Here is a 23,492-nt window from a genome sequence, read left to right on the forward strand (position 1 = left end):
GGGAGGTACACCATGAAAAAAGATAAAAAGCTGCATTTCCATACCTTTTTATTAAGATTCTCGTTAATCGCCGTATTTGTATTTCTTTTGCTGTTAAGCAGTTTATATTATATAAAAATAAAAAACTTTATTGAAGAAAAGAAAGAAACGTCCATCCAGTTAAGAATGGACCAGATTTCTTCGGAATTGCAAACGGAGTTTAATAGCATTTATGACACGACCAACAATTTAAGGACCAATGAGATTGTTATTCGTTATATAGATGAATTAAGCGGCTCAGAGATAAGCCCGACAGAGAAGTATTACCAGAATTCCGGATTTGAAGATTACTTAAATACCATTAGACAGAACAACAAACTGATTGATAATATCCTCATAATTACGCCGAATACTCAATACAGTTCTGATCAAAAATATGTGAATTTTAAGTTAAATGGAATGAAGGTAAAATCAGACGTGGAAAATAATTTTCACTTTTTTAATTTAGGTGAGGCAAGCAGCAAAATTGAACTGCTTTCATCAGATAAGGAAAGTGGAATGGAAGAGTTAAATAACCATTTGTTTTTTGGTACGAATATCATTTCTGCGGACGGGGTCCATAAAGGAGTCATTTTACTATTTATCAATCCAAAAAATTTAGATGATTCCCTCTTTTATGCGAACCAAATTCGCTTATTTGATCAAAATGGCCAAATGTTTTTTAAAGGCGACCAGGCAGACGGGGATGTTCCTGTAAAGCTTGATACATTAAAACACGACAAAAAGAGGCAATTATTATCTTGGCGAGATAAAGGTGTCTATTATTCAAGCATACCTTATTATCATTTTCAGCTTATTTATGAAGATTCATTAGATTTTTATAAAAAACAAATTGGGCTTATGTGGAAAATGATTGTAATAACATTCGTTTGTTCCGCATTGGTTGCGATTATTTTTTCTAGAATAATAGGACGAAAGGTTATTCAGCCGCTTTATCAATTAATCGCATCGATTAAGGAGTACGAAGAAAGCAGAAATTACAGCAGTCTTTTACAGCAGAATAAAACGACTGGCATGAAAATGAGCTTACGAGAGCGCTTCTTTTTTTATTTTGTGATCACGGTTTTGCTTCCGATATTGATTTTTATAGGAATTCTTTATGGACAAACCTCCCGACTTGTTTCGGTGGATATGCAGGAAAGCTATCATTCTGTGCATGAAAAGATGGCTCGGTTGCTGAATAACGAAATTAACCAACGAGAGCTGACGATGGCACGCATTGCACATTATGGCAATTTACAGTTCCATATAATGGAACATGATGTCGAGAAGATTGGCTATGAATTAGTAGACCGAAGGCAGTTCCTTGAATTAAGACGGCAAAATATCAGAATTTATGATGAGTCCGGAAAGATTTTGTATACAAACATGCACAATCAGCAGAAGGAACTAGCTTCAGAATTCATGGGAAATTTAGCAAGTTCAGATCGGAAAATCAGCTATATACTAGAAAGGGATCGTTTTAACAATGTTACGATTGTGATCGGAATGCCGATTTTTTCCCCGGTCGAATATTCCAAAATTATTGGCTATATTACGGTTGACATTGAAAACAATCTGCTGGAAAAGTATTATTCGGATTGGCAAAAAACGGGTCTTGAAATGCTGCTTGCGGATAAAAACAATAGAATTCTTTCCCATCCGAATCCACTTAAAATTGGAAAAGTTTTTGAGAGTAAAGAGAAAATGCTATATGACGAAGGGTCTAATTTTCATGTTTACAGCACAGAAATTACTAGCTTGGACTGGGAATTTATTTCAAAATACAATTATTCTGATATTCAAAAGCAGGTCAATCAATTGTTTATCAGTGACCTCTATCTGTTATTTTTTATCATTCTCTTGCTGCTTATTTTTGCCTATTGGATTTCGAAACGAATGTTAAGACCGATTGGGCAGTTGAACAATCTGTTTCATACCTTTGATTTAAAAGGCTCCCATCATGAATTGGTTGAACAGTTATCGGGAATTGACGAAGTAGACTCCCTGACGAAAAACTTTAATCAAATGATGGAGAGAATGGAAGATTTGATTCATGAGACTATATTGACGAATCAAGAGCGGATTCAATTGAAATTTGAAAAACGCGAGCTGCAGCTCAATGCGCTTCAGTCGCAAATTAATCCTCACTTTTTATACAATACGCTCGATAATTTGATCTTTCTCGTAGAAGCCAATGAAACGGATAAAGCGACTGAGATGATTGCGTCCTTAAGCCGATTTTTTCGTTTTATCACCAATCGGGAACAATTTATGATTACGCTCCGGGATGAACTGGTATACACGAAAACCTATATCAAAATTATGTCCTACCGGTTTGATAATTTTGAATGCGTATGGGATGTAGATGAAAAACTATTAAATTATAAAACGGTCAAGCTGATTCTGCAGCCGGTCATTGAAAATGCCATTCATCATGGAGCAAGGAAAACGAAGGACATGGTGACGATCCACATTTCGGGCGAGCTGAAAGAGGAAGAGATTCATATCGTTGTAAAGGATAATGCAGTGGGAATAGGAGAAGAAGAACTGACCGTCATAAAAAGTCACCTAGCTGCTACTTCGTTGGATAAAGCCGGTATTTACAATGTAAACGGTAGAATACGGCTACAATTCGGAGAAAAATATGGGCTTGGTATAGAAAGTGAACGAGGTAATGGCACAAAAGTTACTATCGTCCTCCCCTCTGTTATATGAATCTAATGTTTTAGAGGATTACTCTAAGGGAAATTTTTTCCTTTTGGGTAACCTCTATTTTTATGCTTTTTAAGAAAATAAAAAAATAGCTTTAAATAGTGTTATTTTACCTTAAGAAAATTAACAAAACTTAAAATAGTGTTATTTAACCTTAAGAAAGTATAACTTTCTCAAAAGAAATTATACTATTCTAAAAATAGAAATCGTTTTCAATAAACAAAAAAAGAGGAGGATATTTAAACGTAGTTAGTTTAAACATCTGTGCGAACGCAATTATTTAAAGAAAAAGTGAACACTAATTGGTTAAGGGGGAGCAATAATGAAAAGAAGATTGAAAGCACTTTCATTTGCAGCTGTTTCAGGTGCACTCATTTTTACATCGGCATGTTCAAATAAGGAAGCAAGTAAAGAAGCAGAAAAAGTTGATGCTTCTGGTTTACCTGAGGCGGGGGATTTTTCCAAAGAGCTTGAACTGAATCTTTCAGGATCTGTGACAAGAGGTAAAGTTGAGGATGGAAACTATGTTCAAAAGAGATTAGAAGAGCAATTCAACATCAAAATTGTCAATACGAAAGCGGATACTTGGAATACTGACCAGGTAAACTTAATGGTAGCATCCGGGGATCTTCCTGATACATTTGCTTTTACGGCAGGCGGTAAGTCAGGACAAGAATTATTTGATTCTGGTTTAACTCGAACCATTCCGAAAGATATGCTTGAAAAATATGCACCTCGATATTTGAAGATGTTATCTGAAAATCCTCCAGGGGAAAATATGAACCTGAAGCAGGGAACAGAGAATGAATATTTACAATTAATTGGTCAATATGCCCATGTCGATGGCTTGGCTTGGGGGCCAACATTCCGACTTGATTGGCTGGAGAAGTTAGGTATTAAACCACCTGGAGAAATCAAACAAGTTGGACCAAGTGGCGGCCGTGAGAAAATTTATTCTACTGAAGGTGCCTATACACTTGAAGAAGTGGAAGAAATTTTTAAAGCGTTTACGTTTGATGATCCAGACGGAAATGGAAAGAACGATACGTATGGAATCTCTCCTTATAACAACCAAATCCACTGGTCAGCTACATTAATGGGTGCATTTGGAATTGCTCCTGGTTATAACTTTATAGAAGATGGAAAATTGGTTCAAACTGAGGTTTCAAAAAAATATAAAGATTTTCTAAAATTAATGGCAAAGTGGTATAAAATGGGATTGGTTGATCCTGAATTTACAACCCTTGATAATAATAAAAGCTGGGAAAAATACAAACAAGGAAAAATTGGCTACTATATCGCACAGCCTTCCTATATTGCCATGGATGATTGGGCAAAAGGACGAGCGCCACAAAATATCGTAGAAAATCCGGATTCTTCTGCAAAATTACTTGCGACAGCACCAGAAATTGGTAAGGATGGACAGCAGGGTGAAGGAGCCTATCTTCCTGTTGGAAATTTAGCGGATGCCTTCTATATATCTAAGAATGTAACGGATGAGGAGCTGGCAAGAATCCTGCAAATCTTTGATTATATTAATTTTGATAATGAGGCAAGATGGACATTGTATGGAGAGGTTGGCACACATTCTGATTGGGAAGGAACGCCTGAAAAGTCAGCGCTTAAAGTCCGTCCAGAATTTGCAGAACAAGAAGGGAATTCAGGATTTTGGGCATATAACTTCCGTACGTACGATAAAGAGCGGGTACAATGGTTCCAATCTGAATATACAAATAAATTAAAGAGTGAGTACTATGCACGTGAAGATGTGAAAGAAAAAATGCTGATTCGTCCGTATAAATGGGATATCTTAAATGAAACGAAGTTAAAAGAGCTATCCAAACGTTATAGTGGACAACTTACAACCATTGTCGACGAATTTAGAATGAAGGCAATTGTTGGCGAAGTGGACATTGACAAAGAGTGGGATTCATACGTTGAAAATTGGATGAAAAACGGCGGGGAAGAAACACTAGCTGAGTTAGAAAAAGCTCCTAAGGTTTCCGATTTGTTAAAGAAATAAATTTACTTTTCTTGAATGGATCCGAATTACATTGGAATGAATGTAATCGGATTCATTTGCGATAATATATAAAACCATTTTAAGAGGCGCATGAATATTCATGCGCTTCTACTATTTTTACTTGTCTTTATTGTCTAGCTCCAGCGCCTAGGGGCTCGGGGTCATAAGCCAATCCGTCGAAAAGGTTAAAAACCAACCTTCCCGTCGGCTCGTCTTATGCCTGTTGCCCCTGTTCAAGGCGCTTCCGCTTTCCTTAAAATAGTGTTACTTTTCCTAAAGAAAGTAAAACTTTTAAAATAAAAATTATATTATTCTAATAATAGAAAACGTTTTCAGATGTTTTTAAAAATGAGGGGGGGATATATAATGCAAACAACATTAGAGAGGATTAAGACAAAACCTCAGCGACAAGTAAGTGAAAAATGGGTCCGTATGAAAAAAATGAAATCGCTTTACTTCATGATGCTCATTCCGATGGTGATGTTATTTATTTTTAATTATATTCCAATGTACGGGGTAATAATTGCTTTTAAAAATTTCTCACCCGGCTTAGGGATTATGGACAGTCCGTGGAATAATTTTGAACACTTTAAAAGGCTGTTCAGTGATTTCTTATTTTTAAGGGCATTTCAAAACACAGTGTTCATCAGTTTACTGAAAATTATCATTGTGTTCCCGGCACCGATCATTTTTGCAATTCTATTAAATGAAATTAAAAGTGAGAAATTTAAAAAGGTGAGTCAGTCGATCTCCTATTTACCACATTTCATGTCCTGGGTTATTTTATCGGCAATGGTCATTGAAGTGTTTTCACCACAAAGGGGAATTATTAACTATGTTATTACCATTTTTGGAGGAGATCCAATCAATTTCTTATCGGACAAAACATCCTTTATTCCAATTTTAATCTTAACGGATATGTGGAAAGAACTTGGCTGGGGAGCCATCATCTATTTGGCTACAATTGCCTCCATTGATCCGGGATTGTACGAAGCTGCTGAAATGGACGGGGCAGGCAGATTCCACAAAATGATTCATGTCACACTTCCATCGATTATGCCAATGGTAATCATCATGTTTATTCTTCGACTGGGAAGTGTATTAAACGCAGGGTTCGACCAGATTCTTAACTTGTACAACCCATTAGTATATGAAGTTGCTGACATAATTGATACGTATGTGTATCGAAGCGGGTTGGAGCAATTCCAATTTGACTATGCAACAGCAGTAGGATTATTTAAAAACGTTGTCGGAATCGTGCTAATCCTCAGTGCGAACGCAATTATTCGTAGAAAAAGTGAACACGGAATTTGGTAGAAAGGAGGATAAAAAAATGGAAGTGAAAACTCGAAAAAAGATATCACTGTTTAATATTCTCAACATTACGGGGTTTGTACTATTTTCTATTCTTGTTATATATCCATTTTGGCAAACAATCGTTTTATCCTTCTCTGATGCTGAATCAGCATCAAGTCTTGGGGTGAATTTATGGCCTGATCAATGGATTACAGATGCCTATAAATTTATGTTTTCAAACGATAACATCGGAATTGCTTATTTAAATACAATCATACGTACTGTTGCTGGAACATTTTTAATTGTTAGTTTTACGATACTGGCAGCGTATCCGCTTTCCAAAAAAGAATTGCCTTACCGAAATGTCTTTACGATTTTTTTCTTGATTGCAATGTTCTTTTCAGGAGGAATGATTCCTGACTACTTGTTAATAAAAAATCTTGGCTTAATCGACAACAGTCTTTCCTTGATTTTGCCTTCAGCAGTCAATGTATTCTTTATCATCATCATGCGCAACTACTTTATGACGATTGATAAGGGACTTGAAGAATCTGCACTGATCGATGGTGCGAATTATTTTACCATCTTGACTAAGATTATTATTCCGGTATCAAAACCTGTTATCGCCACTGTAGCACTTTGGGCAGCAGTTTATCACTGGAATGAATGGTTCCATGCCTTGGTATATATCCAAGATGACTCAAAAACAGTGCTACAAATTGTTGTACGCGACATGTTAACAGCGATGGATCTTTCTAATAATCAAAACGCTCAAGTCGGCGGCGGCGGTATGGCAAGTTCAGAATTGTTACTGAGCAACGTGCGTGCAGCAACGGTTATGATTTCGATTGGTCCAATCGTATTAATCTATCCGTTCGTCCAAAAATACTTTATTAAAGGAATTATGATTGGTTCATTGAAAGGATAAAAGGGGGAAATATTAATGAAAAAGTTTGCAAAAACACTTTCCTTAGCAGCGGTTTCCGGCGCACTAATTTTCACATCGGCGTGTGCTAATAAAGAAGCAAGTAAAGAAGAGAAAAAAGTTGCGGTATCAAGTTTGCCTGATGCTGGAGATTTCAAAGATCAGTTAACCTTGAATCTTTCAGGATCTGTGACAAGAGGAAAAGTTGAAGATGGAAACTATGTACAAAAGAAATTAGAAGAGCAATTTAATGTCAAAATCGTTAATACGAAAACGGATACTTGGAATGCTGACCAAGTAAACTTAATGGTTGCATCCGGGGATCTTCCTGATACATTTGCTTTTACAACAGGCGGTAAGACAGCGCAAGAATTATTTGATTCGGGATTAACGAGAACAATTCCAAAAGAAATGCTTGAAAAATATGCACCTCTTTATATGAAGATGCTATCTGAAAATCCTTCTGGGGATAAGATGAACTTAAAGAATGGAACAGATAAAGAATATTTATCATTAATCGGTCAATATGCTCATGTCGATGGTTTAGTTTGGGGGCCAACATTCCGTCTTGACTGGATGGAGAAATTAGGGATAAAACCACCGGGTGAAATCAAGCAAGTAGGTCCAAGCGGTGGCCGTGAAAAAATTTATTATACAGATGGTGCTTACACGATTAAAGAAATGGAAGAAATTTTGAAAGCCTTTACGTTCAACGACCCTGATGGAAATGGGAAGAATGATACGTACGGTATTTCACCTTGGAATAACAATACGAACTGGACACATACATTAATGGGTTCATTCGGAATTGCTCCTACATTTAACCTAATGGAGGATGGAAAACTCGTTACCACCGAGATTTCACAAAACTATAAAGCGTTCTTAAAACAAATGGCAAAATGGTATGACATGGGCCTTATTGACCCTGAATTTACTACTCTCGACGATAAAAAGAGCTGGGAAAAATACAAGCAAGGAAAAGTCGGCTACTATGTAGCGCAGCCTTCCTATATTGCAATGGATGACTGGGCAAAAGGCCGTGCACCGCAAAACATCGTTGAAAATCCAGATTCTACTGCCAAATTACTTGCGACAGCACCGGAAATTGGTAAGGATGGACAACAAGGTGAAGGATCATTTATTCCAGTTGGAAACCTAGCAGATGCTTTCTATGTTTCGAAGGATGTAACGGATGAACAATTGGCGAGAATCCTGCAAATCTTTGATTATATTAACTTTGATAATGATGCAAGATGGACATTATATGGAGAAGTTGGCGTGCACTCTGACTGGGAAGGGGAACCAGAAAAGTCAGCTCTGAAAGTACGTCCTGAATTTGCCGAACAAGAAGGAAACTCTGGCTTCTGGGCTTACAACTTCCGTACGTATGACAAAGAAAGAGTATCTTGGTTCCAATCTGAATATACAATGAAGGTAAAAAATGAATTATATGCCCGTGAAGATGTGAAAGAAAAAATGATGATTCGTCCATATAAATGGGATTTATTTAACGAAACAAAAATTAAGGAACTCGAAAAGCGTTATAAAGGACAACTTGATACAATTGTAGCCGAGTTTAGAATGAAAGCGATCGTTGGCGAAGTTGATATCGACAAGGAATGGGATTCTTACGTTGAAAATTGGAAGAATAATGGCGGACAAGAAATCCTTGGTGAGTTGGAGAAAGCACCAAAGGCATCCGATTTGTTAAAGCAATAATGAAAAGAATAAATGTGGGTATTTTCGTACCCACATTTATTCTGAATTTATAATAGGAGCGATTAACTATGTCAACGATTAAAGCAGAAGCAGTATTTTATCCAAACCTTGCGGGTTCAAAGGCTTATCGAATCCCATCGATGATTACGACAACGAAGGGAACGGTTATCGCAGGAATTGATGCTCGGATTGTCGATCAAACAGATAATCCGAACCAAATTGATGTGACGATTAGACGAAGTGAAGATCACGGAGTAACATGGGGACCTGTACAAAAATTAGTCGCATTTGCCGGTGAAGGTTTAGACGGCGCTGCTGCAATTGATACATCACTTGTACAAGATGAAGAAAAAGGAAACATCTTTATGATCTATTGTCATTCACCAGGCGGAATTGGACTGTGGAACAGTGAACCGGGAATCGGCTTTGATGCTGATGGCCGCCGAAAATTATATGATAATGAACGAACTGTTTACTTTTTATCTGAATCAGGAAAAGTGTATGATTCAGAAAACAATGGAACGAGCTATACAGTTGATGAAAAGGGTTATGTGTTCAATGATGGTCAAGCCGCAGGAAATATTTATTTTAAAAAAGGAATTGACCCAAATGAAAGTTTACTAGAAGCAAGAACATGCTTTATCCAAATCATTCAAAGTGATGACGACGGGCTTACTTGGTCCAAACCAAGAGAATTGAATGTATCGGTTAAGAAAGAATGGATGAAGTTTATTGGCTCTGGTCCTGGATGCGGTATTCAATTGAAGCATGGAGAAAAGAAAGGCCGCTTAGTGTTCCCAATCTATTATTCAAATGAAGCGGGAGCGTTGTCTTGTGCTTGCATGTATAGTGATGACCATGGTGTGACATGGCAGCTTGGTGAATCGCCAAATGACGGAAGAGAGCTGGATGGTGAGGTCCTATCTGCCGAAACGATTTCAGATAAAAAACAATATTTGACAGAGTCCCAAGTCATTCAATTACCAACAGGTGAGTTGAAATATTATTTACGAAACCACTATGGGTTGCAAAGAACGGCTGTTACAACGAGCACGGATGGCGGCGAAACATGGGGCGAAGTCACGTTTGACATGACATTGGTTGATCCAATCTGCCAATCAAGTGTTGTCCTGTATCCTGATTTGGGAGATGGAAAAGTACGAGTTCTATTCTCCAACCCAGATGATGAGAAAACAAGGATAAAAGGTACAGTACGCTTAAGTGAAGACGGAGGAAAAACTTGGTCTTACAGCAAAGTAATTGAAGAAGGCTTCTATGGCTATTCCTGCTTAACAGTTCTTAAAACTGGAGAAATCGGCGTCTTGTATGAACGGGTGTATGATTACTCTGATTGGAATAACATGGACATAGCATTTGTTAAGTTTTCGTTAGATTGGCTGAAGTCTTAACTAGTTTTATAGCTAAGTATAATTGGGGGAATAAACTTGAAGCAGATTCCATTATCTGAAAAGTTGTTTCATGGAGCCGTTTCATTGGAAAAAACGAAAGAGTATGTGAAGCCTTGGAGAATCCCATTCGACAAGAAGGAGTTTTTCCCACCAAACAGTATAAGTGGGCAAGCGGAGCTGCCGGCTGGGGTCCGGATCAAATTCCTCAGCAATACTCAATCGATTAAGATTGGAATAGTAGAAGCAGTTGAATTGATGGAGATGGATTGTTTAATTGATAGTATTCGTTTTAAAACGGCCTACATTCCAGCAGGAGAAACAATGGTTTCCTTTGATTCCCTTGCTGGACAAACGAAGTTGATTGAAATCTATTTATCTCAGAAAGTACCTGTTCCTATTTCAGGAATTTGGATTGATGAAGGGGCAGAGTGGGAATTAGTAGACGATTCCCGTTTGCGCTGGATTACGTATGGAAGTTCTATCTCGCATTGTTATTATTCTGATAGTCCTTCACAAACGTGGCCGGCACTAGCTGCTAATGAGCTGGATTTCAATCTTACCTGCCTAGGGTATAGTGGAAATTGCCACTTAGAGCCAATGGTAGCAAGAATGATTCGTGATCTGCCTGCTGATTGTATTTCCATATGTGCAGGAATAAATATAGTGGGTGGAAATACATTATCGGATAGAACTTTTTCCCCTGCCTTGATTGGATTTATCGAAACGATTCGTGATGTGCACAAGAATGTGCCGTTGGTGATCATTTCTCCTATTTTTCACAGGGAGAGAGAAAAAAATGAAAATCAAGTTGGATTGTCACTGGAAAAAGTGAGAACCGAAATTGTTCAAGTCGTTGAGCTGTTTAAGCGTCATGGTGATCAAAATATCTATTATATCGACGGACTTGAATGGTTCGGCGAAGAATATGAAAAATATATGCCGGATGGACTGCATCCAAATGGAGAAGGCGACAAAATCATGGCAGTTCGTTTTCAGCAGTTAATCGAAAAGTACGTGCCAATCAACAACCAGAAAGAACGAACAAGATAAAATTATTTTAAAAGAGGTGGGAATATGTTTCAAACAGGTGGCTACATGGAGAAGTTAAACACAATCATGGAATGGATTATGAGGTTCTTTGTCCTTCAATTAATTTGGATATTATTCTGTCTTGTGGGTCTGGTTATTGGAGGCATATTCCCGGCCACTTTTACGATGTTTGCGATTTGCCGAAAATGGCTCAATAACCAAAAAGAGTTTCCTATTTTTCGAACGTTTTGGGATATGTACCGTAAATGCTTTCTCAAAACCAATCTTCTAGGTTGGGTTACCACGTTAACGGGCTGCAGTCTCTATTATTATTTCCAGCTGTTCAAAGGGTCAGAGGGAATGATAGATCTTGTATTACTCATTGCCGTGTGGATTGCGGGTATCCTTTATTTGATGGGGGTCCTGCTAATTATTCCAGTCTATGTTCATTTTGACATCAAACTGATCAATGTTGCTAAGTATGCACTGATTATTGCCATTGCTCATCCATTCCATGTCATCAGCATGGCGGCGCTTATTATTGGCTTCAGCATGGTGATCATTCTTATTCCTGGACTATTTCCGTTTTTTAGTTTCAGTGTGCTGGCGTTTGGACTAATGTGGATGGCAAAATCGGCCTTTACGAGAATGGAACAAAAGGTTTCAAAATTAGAGAAGATAAATAATAGCTTAGTATAAAAACTTGATCTAAAAAGGTGGATATCATGACACAGTTAAGAATCGGTGTAATTGGTACAGGCTTAAGGAGTTCGATTGCGAGGTATTGGCATAACCCTGAGGGGAATTCAGTTGTTGTTGGCGCAGCTGATGTGTCTTTGAAAGCACTGGAAAAATTTAAAAATGAGATTGATAAAGATATATTTGTAACGACCGATTATAAAGAGCTGCTTGAAAGAGAAGATATCGATGCGGTTGCGATTTTATCCCCAGATTATTTACACGAAGAACATGCAGTTGCAGCATTGCAGGCAGGAAAACATGTATATTGTGAAAAGCCTTTGGCTATCACACCTGAGGGCTGCGACAGAATTATCGATGAAACAGAAAAATCAGGAAAACATTTCATGATCGGTTTTAATATGCGCTATATGAGCATGTACCAAACAATGAAAGAAATCATTGATTCCGGTGTCATTGGTGATATTAAAGCCGTATGGGTCAGACATTTTGTCGGACTTGGAGGCTATTATTATTACCATGATTGGCATGGAACTGCAGCAAATACTACATCATTATTGTTACAAAAGGCCTCTCATGATATCGATGTGATTCATTGGCTGACAGGCAGCTATGCAACCAAAGTCTCTGCTTTTGGCGGTCTTGATTATTATGGCGGCAATCAGCCGAATGATTTATATTGTCCTGATTGCGAACTCAAAGATACTTGTCCAGATGTCAGCTTACAAAAGTTAACTCAATGTGCCTTTAGAGAAGAAATCGATGTGGAAGATAATAATATGCTGATTATGGAGTTAGAGGGCGGTATTAAGGCATCTTATATGCAATGTCATTTCACACCTGACTATTCACGGAATTATACCTTTATTGGAACAAAAGGACGTCTCGAAAATGATGATGTGAATGACAAGATTTATGTGAAAACTAGAAAATCAGGTTCCTGGCATGAAATGAGTGATATCACCTATGAAATGAAAAAAATGCCTGGGACTCATGGCGGAGCAGACCCGCGCATCTGTCAGGATTTCGTGAATTTAGTTTTATACAATAAGCAGCCGTTAACAACGCCTTTTGCCGGCCGTATGAGTGTTGCTGTTGGCTGTGCAGCAACAGAATCAATTCGCTCCGGCGGGAAAGTTGTCCATATTGACCAAGGAAGACATAATCCAAGTCTTTCAAGGAAAGAAGATACGATCTATCAACCGTAATCATTAAGCATATTTAGCAGATATATTTCTAGAATCGCAGATAAATTTTCAGAAATGCAAATACTAGTTTTATATTAAATAATGGCTGTGTTAAAGCTAAATGTTGATATTTGCACTCTGTTGATTTGTGCGGAAAGCGAAGTGCCTCGTGACAGGCAGAGAACGCCTGTCACTGCGGTGGTTATTCAAAGAAGCTTTCCTTAGTGGAGCGCAAATCAACAGACAAATATAACACTGCCTAAATAAAAAAAGGGGATACCAACATGAAAGCTTGGGATTTAGAGCAATTTAAAGGTGTATTTGTTGCAATGTATTCTGCCTATGATGAGGCAGGCGAAGTTTGTAAGGAACGAGTGAAAAAGCTGGCACGTTCCTATGTAAATAGCGGAGTAACAGGTTTATATGTCGGGGGCAGCTCTGGCGAGGGAATCCTGCAAAATGCGGAAGAAAGAAAGAAAGTAGTAGAAGCAGTTACAGAGGAGGTTGGCCGCGAGCTAACGATTATCGTCCATGTTGGGGCAAACTCTACAAAAGAAAGCAAGGAGCTTGCGATTCATGCAGAGAAATGCGGTGCCCATGCGATCTCAGCTGTTCCAGCAATCTATTACCGTTTGTCCGAGCAATCGGTTGAACAGCATTGGCAGGAAATGATCGACAGCACCTCATTGCCATTTATTATTTACAATATTCCACAGACAACAGGATTCAATTTAACTCAGCCACTATTCCAAAAAATGGCTGCGGAGGAAAAAGTAATCGGAATTAAGATGTCTGGAGAAAGTGTTTTTGACTTACAACAATTCAAAGCGAATGCTGGAAAAGAGTTTCTTGTTTATAACGGACCAGATGAGCAATTCTTAGGCGGACGAATTATGGGTGCTGATGGCGGTATTGGCGGAACATACGGAGTTATGCCGGAACTATTCTGTTCATTAGAAAAATTGTATCGCGCCGAGAAACTCGAAAAGGCTCAGAAATTACAATTTGAAATTAATAGCGTTATTAAAAAGCTATTAAGCTATCCATCTTTATACGGTGCTTGTAAGTATATTTTATCACTAAGAAATATTGAAACAGGTTCTCCAAGACTTCCATTATTACCTGTAACTCAGCAAGATCATGCATCCCTGGCTGAATTAAATAATACTATCCAGCAATTAATCAACACCTATACAAATGAAGTAGAAAAAGTATATTAATAGCGCTTTTTTTTAAACTGTCCTTCATAAGCTTTATGAAGGACAAAATGCATTAAAAATAGGCTGTGTTAAAGGTGAATGTTGATTTTATAACCTGTTGATTGGAGCGCAAATCAACAGCCTAGTTTAACACAGCCAAAAAATAAAAAATTATAAGGAGATCATGACATGAACAATCATCCTTTTTTCACGACTATACACAAAGATTTAATTGTATCTTGCCAAGCGCTTGAACATGAGCCGCTGCACGGATCTGAAATCATGGCGAAAATGGCTCAGGCAGGCAAGGAAGGCGGAGCAAAGGTAATTCGAAGCAATTCTGCAGTTGATGTCGCTGCGATTAAACGCCAAACAGGACTTCCAGTCATAGGACTAGTCAAGCGTGATTATCCAGATAGTGAGATTTTTATCACAGCAACCCTTATAGAGGTAAAGGAATTATTGGCGGTAGAGGCTGATGTAATTGCGCTTGATGCCACTTATCGCAAGCGGCCAAATGGGGAAACCTTAAAGGATTTAGTCGACTATATTCATGAAAATAGTAATGCGTTAGTAATGGCGGATATCGCAACTATTAGGGATGCGGAATATGCGCTAGAATGTGGTGTAGATATGGTCTCTACGACTCTTTCAGGCTATACGAATGACAGTCCAAAACAACATGATCCAGATTTTGATCTAGTCGAGCAGCTTTCCCAACGATTACCCATCCCTGTCATTGCAGAAGGTCGCATCCAAACACCAGAGCAAGCACGCAGAATGCTGGAATTAGGTGCTTGGTCGATAGTGGTAGGAGGAGCAATTTCAAGGCCGCAATTAATCACAAAAGCTTTTGCGGAAGGAATTCGCTAAGAATGAAGCACTATCTGGCCTTTGATATCGGAGGAACACAAATTAAATATGGGATTGTAACCGAAAATGGAGATATTCTATCTCACTTTATGATGGATACAGAAGCCCATCTCGGCGGCCGGGCGATCATCGATAAAGTAATTGCAGCAGGTAAAAGCATTGTGGCGGACCATTCCCTCAGCGGAATTGCTATTAGCACAGCCGGACAAGTTAATTTCCAAACGGGAACGATTGTAGCTGCCGGTGATACAATCCCGCATTATACTGGTGTCGAAATCAAGAAGCTTGTCAGTGAGGCCCTCGGACTGCCAGTTGAAGTTAGAAATGATGTGGACTGTGCGGCCCTTGGTGAGATGTGGCTTGGAAATCACGTCTCAAACAGCTTCATTGCTTTGACCGTGGGTACAGGCATCGGCGGAGCGATTGTGATTGATGGAAAAATGTATTCAGGGCATTCATTCAGTGCAGGGGAATGGGGCTATATGCTCGTTGACGGAGAACCCTTTGAAAAAAATGCCTCGGTTTCAGGATTAATTCAGTTTGCCAATCACTATAAAGAAAAACGTCAATGGACCGGAAAAGAAATTTTTGATTTATATGACCAAGGTGATGAGGAGATTCAGATGGCTGTCAGACAGTTTTTCCGTTATCTAGCGATGGGCATCTCGAACCTTATTTATATTTTTAATCCGGAAAAAGTCATCATCGGCGGCGGCATTACGGCTCGGGGAGAGAAGTTTTTGCAGGAAGTAAAAGAAGAAGTCGAAAAATATTTGTTACCTTCTTTTAATAAAAATACGGAAATTGTTCTTGCAAAGCTATCTAATCAGGCCGGAATGATTGGAGCAGTTTACCACTTTATGGGGTTTCCATATGATCCATGTAAACTATAAGTAAGTAATACAATATAAGTTGTTGGGTTGACTCAACAAGTAGCGGTGGTATAATTTAGGTAATTTAGATCGAGAGGGTGGAGTAATTTTGGTGGAAAGAGAATTTTTAACAAGAAGTTTATGTTCTTTAACAAAGGTTTTTGCTGATCAAGAACTGAAAGACAAGGCTATTAACAAAGGTTCAGCACTTTTAAATGAATCGTATTCTTTCCAGATTGCCTATAAATCTAGAACACTATTAAAAGATATTAGAGTGCAGGTAAATTCTGCTTTAAATGAGAAGATCACAGTCCGTTCTGTGGGGCTCGTTCCATCTGAATTACCATGTTACCATGATCATGATGATCTCATACTTAAGTCTACACCAGGATTATATCCGGATCCCCTTTATCCGATTCATGATTTAGATGGTTTAATAGCCTTTCCAGAACAGTGGCGTGCTATTTGGATTACTGTCGATCCTCAGGGAGACGTGAATCCAGGCAGACACCCTATTGAAGTAATCTTTGAAAAGAAAAACGGGGAATTTCTTGGTAAGGAGGTTTTCGAATTAGAGGTTATTGCCGCCGAACTGCCTCAACAAAAATTAATACATACAGAATGGTTTCATACGGATTGCCTGGCTACTCATTACAATGTTGAGGTCTTTAGTGAGGAGCATTGGAGAAGAATTGAGCAATTTGTTGAAACTGCGGCAAAGCATGGAATGAATATGATTCTCACACCAATATTTACACCTCCTTTAGATACCGAGGTCGGGGGAGAACGGCCGACTGTGCAGCTAGTTGACGTAGAAAAGTCAGATGAAAGGTACTTTTTCAAATTTGAAAAGCTAAAAAGATGGATTGATTTATGTAGAAAACAAGGAATAAAGTATTTTGAGTTTTCTCATCTTTTTACCCAATGGGGAGCAAAGCATGCACCGAAAATAGTTGGGCATGAAAATGGAGAATTAAAACAATTTTTTGGCTGGGAAACGGATGCAACGAGTCTAGAATATCGAGATTTTCTTCAGCAATTTCTTCCTAGTTTACTAGAATTTATTAACCAAAATGATTTAGAAGATCAATGCTTTTTCCATGTTTCGGATGAGCCGCATCTTAACCAGGTTGAATCTTATAAAAATGCTAGTTTAATCCTGCAGGAATATTTAAAAGATTTTCCAGTTATTGATGCGCTTTCAGACTATACCTTCTATGAAAAAGGCCTTGTCAAAAATCCAATTCCATCCAATGACCATATCAATACCTTTTTGGAGAATGGAGTAGAAAATCTTTGGACCTACTATTGCTGTGCCCAATATAAAAAGGTTGCAAACCGATTTTTCTCAATGCCATCGTTCCGTAATCGGGTTTTAGGTATCCAACTATATAAATATAAAATCGCTGGCTTTCTTCATTGGGGATATAATTTTTGGTATTCACAATACTCGAAAAAGCCCATTGATCCATTTAAGAATACCGATGCCAATTATTCATTCCCTTCTGGCGATGCTTTTCTTGTTTATCCCGGTGAAGATGGTCCAATCGAATCAATAAGACTTGAGGTTTTACATGAAGCACTGCAAGATTTAAGAGCGCTTCAATTGCTGGAAAGCTTTGTTGGCAGAGAACAGGTTTTAGCACTTTTGCAAGAAGGATTGGATCATGAAATCACCTTTGATCAATATCCTCAAGACCAAGAGTGGTACCTTCAAAAAAGGGATCAGATTAATAACAAAATTAAAGAAAAAACCTTTAAATCCAAGGGGGAAGGTGTAGTATGTCAGCATTAACCTATAATCAAAATTCATTTTTATTGGATGGCAAAGAAATTCGCTTATTAAGCGGTGCCATGCATTATTTCCGGACAGTGCCAGAATACTGGGAAGACCGATTAATAAAATTGAGAGAATGCGGGTTTAATACGGTAGAAACCTACGTAGCATGGAATTTACATGAACCTGAGGAGGGTCAATTTGTATTTGAAGGCATCGCAGACATTGAGCGATTCATCAAAACGGCAGAAAAAGTTGGTCTGCATGTCATTGTCCGCCCTGGCCCTTATATTTGTGCTGAGTGGGAATTTGGCGGTTTCCCTTATTGGTTATTGAAGGTGCCAAATATCCAATTACGCTGTTTTAATCAACCGTATTTAGAAAAAGTAGATGCGTTTTTCGATGTATTATTTGAAAGATTGCAGCAATTGTTGCGTGGAAGCGGCGGTCCTATTATTGCGATTCAGGTTGAGAATGAGTATGGCAGTTATGGAAATGACCAAAAGTATTTGCAATATATGCGGGACAGCGTCCAAAAACGAATCGGACAGGAGCTGCTTTTTACTTCCGATGGTCCGGCACCAAGTATGCTGAATGGCGGGATGATTGAAGATGTATTTGAAACCGTAAATTTTGGTTCCCGCGCAGAAATCGCTTTTGAACAATTAAAGCAGTTTCAGCCGAATGCTCCGCTGATGTGTATGGAGTTTTGGCACGGGTGGTTCGATCATTGGGGCGAAGAGCATCACACTCGATCCTCTGATAGTGTCATAGAAACATTGGAGAGTATTTTAGAGCAAAATGGTTCTGTCAATTTTTATATGGCCCATGGCGGGACAAATTTTGGTTTTTATAATGGAGCCAATCATAATGAAGAAAACTATATGCCGACAATTACAAGCTATGACTATGATGGCTTGTTGACAGAATCTGGGGATGTGACAGAAAAATTCTTTGCGGTGAGAAAGACGTTTGAAAAATATGTTGAGTTGCCAGAAATGAAATTACCTCCGGTCACACCGAAAAAGCAATATGGTGAGGTCCAGTTCGCGGAGCGTGTTGCGTTGCTAGCTTCATTGAATCAACTTTCCAGTCCACAACAGAGCCAAACTCCTTTAACGATGGAGGAGTATGGGCAGGATTATGGGTTTATTGTCTATGAAACGGTGATTAAAGGAGCTTACGGGAAGCAAACAATCACGGTTCAGAATATCCATGACCGCGGGCAGATTTATTTGAACGGTAAATATGCTGGCTTAGTCGAGCGAATTGGCGGGCGCTCAAGTATTGAGGTTAACATCACCGAGGAAGAAACGAAACTGCAGATTGTTGTTGAAAATATGGGACGTGTCAACTATGGTCCGTTACTTAAGGATTATAAGGGGATTACTGAAGGCGTACGAGCAGGGAATCAATTTTTATTTGATTGGACTGTGTATCCGTTACCGTTAAATGATTTGAGTTCCTTGAAGTTCGCAAGTGATGAGGCAAAAGAAAATCATCCTTATCTTCACCAGGGAACTTTAATTATTGATGAAGCGGCCGATACGTTCATCGATATGTCCGGGTGGACGAAAGGGGTCGTCTTTGTAAATGGGCATAACCTTGGTCGATATTGGGAAATCGGACCACAGCAAACCCTCTATGTCCCAGCTTCATTTTTGCATAAGGGAGAAAATGAAATCGTGATTTTGGAACTACATGGGCATAAAGGAACTGTAACATTTGTGGACCAACCGGTTCTGGGATAAATAAAGCGGCAGTTTTCCAATCTTATTGAAAGAACCTCGGGAGTCTGTGGAGACCTCAATCCTAAAAGAGTTTTCTTGCTAATATGCTGAAGAATATACATCGGCATAAAATCAAAAGGCGTAAGTGTTTATATCTGCTTACGCCTTTTTTATTATAAGTGAAATCCAAAATATTACATACTCAAGCAAATATCACATATCATCATTTATAGGCTTACTGAGCGATGATGTCGCATGACAATTCCAAACAAATTTACCATATTTACTACTACCCATCTTGAAAGTAAGCTAAGGTATATTTTTTAAAACTAAAGGAGGAAGTAATGTTAATATTTAAAAAATTAAAGTCGTTTTATCTTCCTTATAAGACGGATTTCATTTGGTCGATGCTTTTTATGGTGGTGATTGCTGGGATTACGGTTGTTTATCCGATGATTTTGCAGCTGACGATTGATGAAGTGGTTCTTGGGGGGAAATATGATTGGGTACCATGGATTGCTTTAGGATTTATTGCAATTATGGCAATAAAAGGACTATCCGCTTTTATTCAACATTATTTGGCGGATATGTTCGGAATAAAATCTGTTTTCCATCTTCGCAATACCTTATATGAAAAACTGCAGCGGCTTCCGTTCAGCTATTATGATAATGCGAAAACAGGGGACCTGATGTCCCGCTTGACCGCCGATGTAGAGGGGTTCCGCTTCTTTGTTTCCTTTGGATTTAGTGAGGTTCTCCGCTTTGTTATTGTTGTCGCCGCCAGTTTATTGGTGATGTTTAATTATTCCGTTTCTCTTACGCTTGTGACGATTGCGGCACTGCCATTCATCAGCATTGTTGTCTATAAATTTGATAAAGACGTACACCCTGCATTCCGCGGAATCCGCGAATCGTTTGGGCGGTTAAACACTAAAGTGCAAGAAAATATCAGCGGAATACATACCGTCAAAGCCCTATCAAAAGAAGCAGTGGAGATTAAGCGGTTTACAAAGACAAATCAAGACTATCGGACGAAACAGTTGAATACTGCCGCGGTATGGTCTAAATATTTTCCGCTGATGGAGCTGATTGGAAATATTTCCGTTGTTGTATTAATCGGTTATGGCGGCTATCAAGTCATCAATGGCGCCTTAAAACCAGGTGAGCTTGTCGCCTTTTACAGCCTGATTTGGTATATTTTGTGGCCGATCATGCACCTTGGTTTCACGATTAATATGTTCTCGCAGGCGAAAGCATCTGGTGAGCGGCTGCTGGAAATTCTGGAAGCCGATGAAACGATTTATGATCGAGAGGATGTCAAGAATATCGAAAAAATCGAAGGAAGTGTGGTCTTTGATCAGGTGACGTTTCGTTATCATAATGAAGGAACAGCGGCACTTCAAGATATCAGCTTTGAAGCACGTCCAGGTAAAACGATTGGGGTGATCGGGGCAACCGGTTCAGGGAAAACAAGTATCATCCAGCTACTATCACGCTTGTATGAACCAACGGAAGGAAAGATTCTCATCGATGGTCGTCCACTAAAGGAATATCGCTTGAAAACACTGCGTTCCGAGATTGGGGTTGTCTTACAGGAAACCTTCCTTTTTTCATCAACGATCAAAGCGAATATTGCTTATGGAAGACCGGATGCCACGATGGAAGAGATTATCGAAGCCACTAAATGCGCCGAGGCCCATGATTTTATTATGGAGCTGCCAGATGGATATAACACGATGCTTGGTGAGCGGGGTATGGGCCTATCCGGGGGGCAAAAACAGCGGATTGCGATTGCCCGCGCAATATGTACCGATCCTGCCATTCTTATTTTGGATGATTCGACAAGTGCGGTCGATATGGAAACAGAATTTCAAATTCAACATGCCCTTCAGGAAGTAATGAAGGGAAGAACCACCTTTATTATTGCGCACCGAATCTCGTCATTAAAACATGCAGATGAAATATTAGTGCTGGATAACGGAAAAATTGTTGAACGCGGCACACACGAACAACTTGTAAACAATAATGGTCCATACGAAAGAATTTACAACATTCAATACCAGGACCATGATGCCATTAAGGAAAAGGCAGTTAGGTAGGTGTAAAGATGGAAGAAAAGCACAAGAAACAACTGATATTAGAGAGGTTTCACTATTCACAAGAGCAAGTGATCGATAAAGCGTTTAACTGGCAGCAAATATGGCGGTTATTACAGTATGTAAAACCGTATGCCAAAACGTATCTACCGCTTTCGTTTCTGGCCGTTATCCTGGCAACGGCCATCCGGTTAATCATTCCGATTTTGATTGGTGTCTATACAATGGACCGGGCAATTATTGAAAAGGATACGGGACTGCTATTAAAATTAGTTTTCATTATTTCAGGATTATATTTGCTGTCTTATTTGGTCAATGCCTTAAGAATTCGATGGATGAATATGCTTGGGCAAAATGTCATTTATGATTTACGCCAGCATTTATTTACCCATGTCCAGTCATTGTCCCATCGGTTCTTTGACCAGCGTTCGGCAGGTTCGATTCTGGTACGGATTATGAATGATATTAACTCATTGCAGGAGCTGTTTACGAATGGCGTTATTAATCTTTTAACTGATTTTCTACTGTTGTTGGCGGTCATTTTTATCTTATTCTCGTTGAATGCCAAACTCACGATTGCGATTATGGTTATATTACCAATCATGTTTTTTATTTCAACAAGTCTGCGAAAAAAGATTCGCTTATCGTGGCAGATGGTCCGAATAAAGCAGTCGAAAATTAATTCTCATTTGAATGAAAGCATTCAAGGAATTCGAGTGACGCAGGTATTTACTCAAGAAGAAGAAAACATCCAGTTTTTTAAGGGACTCAACCAGGAAAACTTTGAAACATGGCAGGAAGCGGTAAAGAAAAATGCGATGTTTGGCCCGTTTGTGGAAATGACGAATGCTGTCGGGACGGCGATTTTGATTTGGTATGGTGCTTTTCTGGTAATGAACGGCGTAAGCACCATCGGGGAATTTGTATCGTTTGCCTTTTATTTAGGGATGTTCTGGGAGCCGATTTCCCGTCTTGGGCAATTATATAACCAGCTCTTGATTGGAATGGCGTCCTCCGAGCGGATTTTTGAGTTTTTAGATGAACGGCCGCTTGTCGCAGAAGCTCGAAACGCACGGATGCTTCCTACGTTGAATGGCAGAATTGAGTTTGAAGATGTAACGTTTTCCTATGATGAAAAAAGAACGGCGTTAAATGGTGTTTCTTTCTCGATTCAGGCAGGTGAGACGTGTGCGCTTGTCGGGCACACTGGATCAGGGAAGACAACAATAGCGAATTTGGTCAGCCGTTTTTATGATGCGACCGGTGGTGTGGTGAAAATTGACGGCCACCCAATTCAGGATCTTTCCATTGCCAGTTTGCGGTCACAAATTAGTATCGTGCTCCAGGATACGTTTATTTTTTCAGGGACAATCATGGAAAATATCCGCTTTGGCAACCCACGAGCAAGTGATGAGCAAGTAATAGCAGCTGCGCAAGCTGTTGGGGCGGATGCTTTCATTACGCAGCTTTCTAATGGGTATCAAACAGAAGTCGAAGAACGGGGAAATGTTTTGTCTGTAGGAGAACGCCAGCTGCTTTCTTTCGCAAGGGCGCTCCTCGCTGATCCCAAAATTCTTATTCTAGATGAAGCAACCGCAAGTATTGATACGGAGACTGAAGTTAAGATTCAGCGGGCATTAAAAACATTATTAAAAGGAAGAACGGCTATTATGATTGCCCACAGGCTCTCGACGATTCGAGAGGCAGATAAGATTATTGTTATGGATCATGGTACTATCCTTGAGCAAGGAAACCACGAGATGTTAATGGGCAAACATGGAGTTTATTACGATTTGGTAAAAGCTCAATACAAAATGCTTGGTGTTGGTTGATTATTTCAAAGTGGAATACGATGAAAAAGGCTGAAAAAATGTATATAAAAATTCTATCAGCCTTTTTTTAATCATCAAATTCGGATAATTCGA

The 23,492-nt window shown here is 39.0% G+C and carries 16 protein-coding genes; all 16 read left to right on the forward strand.

The features are described 5' to 3' along the window. Window positions 1-12 precede the first annotated feature (12 nt). Window positions 13-2,736 carry a sensor histidine kinase gene (locus TR08_RS07495; RefSeq protein ID WP_045517060.1) on the forward strand — a complete coding sequence of 908 codons (2,724 nt, stop codon included), beginning with the start codon at window positions 13-15 and terminating at the stop codon, window positions 2,734-2,736. A 319-nt stretch (window positions 2,737-3,055) separates the two neighbouring features. Next, complete coding sequence (locus TR08_RS07500) at window positions 3,056-4,756, forward strand: ABC transporter substrate-binding protein (RefSeq protein ID WP_045517062.1); 1,701 nt, start codon at window positions 3,056-3,058, stop codon at window positions 4,754-4,756. Window positions 4,757-5,122: 366 nt separating this feature from the next. Continuing rightward, window positions 5,123-6,073, forward strand: a complete 951-nt coding sequence (locus TR08_RS07505; protein ID WP_045517064.1) for an ABC transporter permease — start codon at window positions 5,123-5,125, stop codon at window positions 6,071-6,073. A 16-nt stretch (window positions 6,074-6,089) separates the two neighbouring features. Then, on the forward strand, window positions 6,090-6,980 hold the full coding sequence (locus tag TR08_RS07510) for a carbohydrate ABC transporter permease (RefSeq protein WP_045517066.1): 891 nt from the start codon (window positions 6,090-6,092) through the stop codon (window positions 6,978-6,980). A gap of 15 nt (window positions 6,981-6,995) precedes the next feature. Continuing rightward, entirely contained in the window at window positions 6,996-8,696 is a 1,701-nt protein-coding gene (locus TR08_RS07515; protein ID WP_045517068.1) for an ABC transporter substrate-binding protein, read from the forward strand. Window positions 8,697-8,764: 68 nt separating this feature from the next. Next, complete coding sequence (locus tag TR08_RS07520) at window positions 8,765-10,105, forward strand: sialidase family protein (protein WP_052427375.1); 1,341 nt, start codon at window positions 8,765-8,767, stop codon at window positions 10,103-10,105. A 36-nt stretch (window positions 10,106-10,141) separates the two neighbouring features. Next, window positions 10,142-11,155, forward strand: coding sequence for an SGNH/GDSL hydrolase family protein (locus TR08_RS07525; protein WP_045517069.1), 1,014 nt, complete (start codon window positions 10,142-10,144; stop codon window positions 11,153-11,155). Between the two features lie 24 nt (window positions 11,156-11,179). Further along, a complete protein-coding gene (locus tag TR08_RS07530; RefSeq protein ID WP_052427376.1) occupies window positions 11,180-11,833 on the forward strand; it encodes a YesL family protein in 654 nt (217 codons plus the stop codon). 26 nt (window positions 11,834-11,859) lie between these two features. Further along, the gene (locus tag TR08_RS07535) at window positions 11,860-13,041 is read left to right on the forward strand and encodes a Gfo/Idh/MocA family protein (RefSeq protein ID WP_045517070.1); all 1,182 of its coding nucleotides are present in this window, start codon (window positions 11,860-11,862) and stop codon (window positions 13,039-13,041) included. Between the two features lie 263 nt (window positions 13,042-13,304). Beyond that, window positions 13,305-14,240: a dihydrodipicolinate synthase family protein gene (locus TR08_RS07540; protein WP_045517071.1), complete on the forward strand. Its 936-nt coding sequence runs from the start codon at window positions 13,305-13,307 to the stop codon at window positions 14,238-14,240. A 168-nt stretch (window positions 14,241-14,408) separates the two neighbouring features. After that, entirely contained in the window at window positions 14,409-15,092 is a 684-nt protein-coding gene (locus tag TR08_RS07545; RefSeq protein ID WP_045517073.1) for an N-acetylmannosamine-6-phosphate 2-epimerase, read from the forward strand. A 2-nt stretch (window positions 15,093-15,094) separates the two neighbouring features. Beyond that, window positions 15,095-15,985, forward strand: a complete 891-nt coding sequence (locus TR08_RS07550; RefSeq protein WP_045517074.1) for an ROK family protein — start codon at window positions 15,095-15,097, stop codon at window positions 15,983-15,985. 91 nt (window positions 15,986-16,076) lie between these two features. Continuing rightward, window positions 16,077-17,759 (forward strand): DUF4091 domain-containing protein, encoded by a 1,683-nt coding sequence (locus tag TR08_RS07555; RefSeq protein ID WP_152597361.1) that lies wholly within the window; start codon window positions 16,077-16,079, stop codon window positions 17,757-17,759. Further along, on the forward strand, window positions 17,747-19,492 hold the full coding sequence (locus TR08_RS07560; RefSeq protein WP_045517076.1) for a glycoside hydrolase family 35 protein: 1,746 nt from the start codon (window positions 17,747-17,749) through the stop codon (window positions 19,490-19,492). Before TR08_RS07555 ends, TR08_RS07560 begins: the two co-directional genes overlap by 13 nt. A 323-nt stretch (window positions 19,493-19,815) precedes the next feature. Further along, window positions 19,816-21,570: an ABC transporter ATP-binding protein gene (locus TR08_RS07565; RefSeq protein ID WP_045517077.1), complete on the forward strand. Its 1,755-nt coding sequence runs from the start codon at window positions 19,816-19,818 to the stop codon at window positions 21,568-21,570. Window positions 21,571-21,578: 8 nt separating this feature from the next. Then, complete coding sequence (locus tag TR08_RS07570; RefSeq protein WP_045517078.1) at window positions 21,579-23,399, forward strand: ABC transporter ATP-binding protein; 1,821 nt, start codon at window positions 21,579-21,581, stop codon at window positions 23,397-23,399. Window positions 23,400-23,492: the final 93 nt, after the last annotated feature.

Source organism: Neobacillus niacini (assembly GCF_000759675.1).
Classification (GTDB): Bacteria; Bacillota; Bacilli; order Bacillales; family Cytobacillaceae; genus Neobacillus; species Neobacillus niacini_A.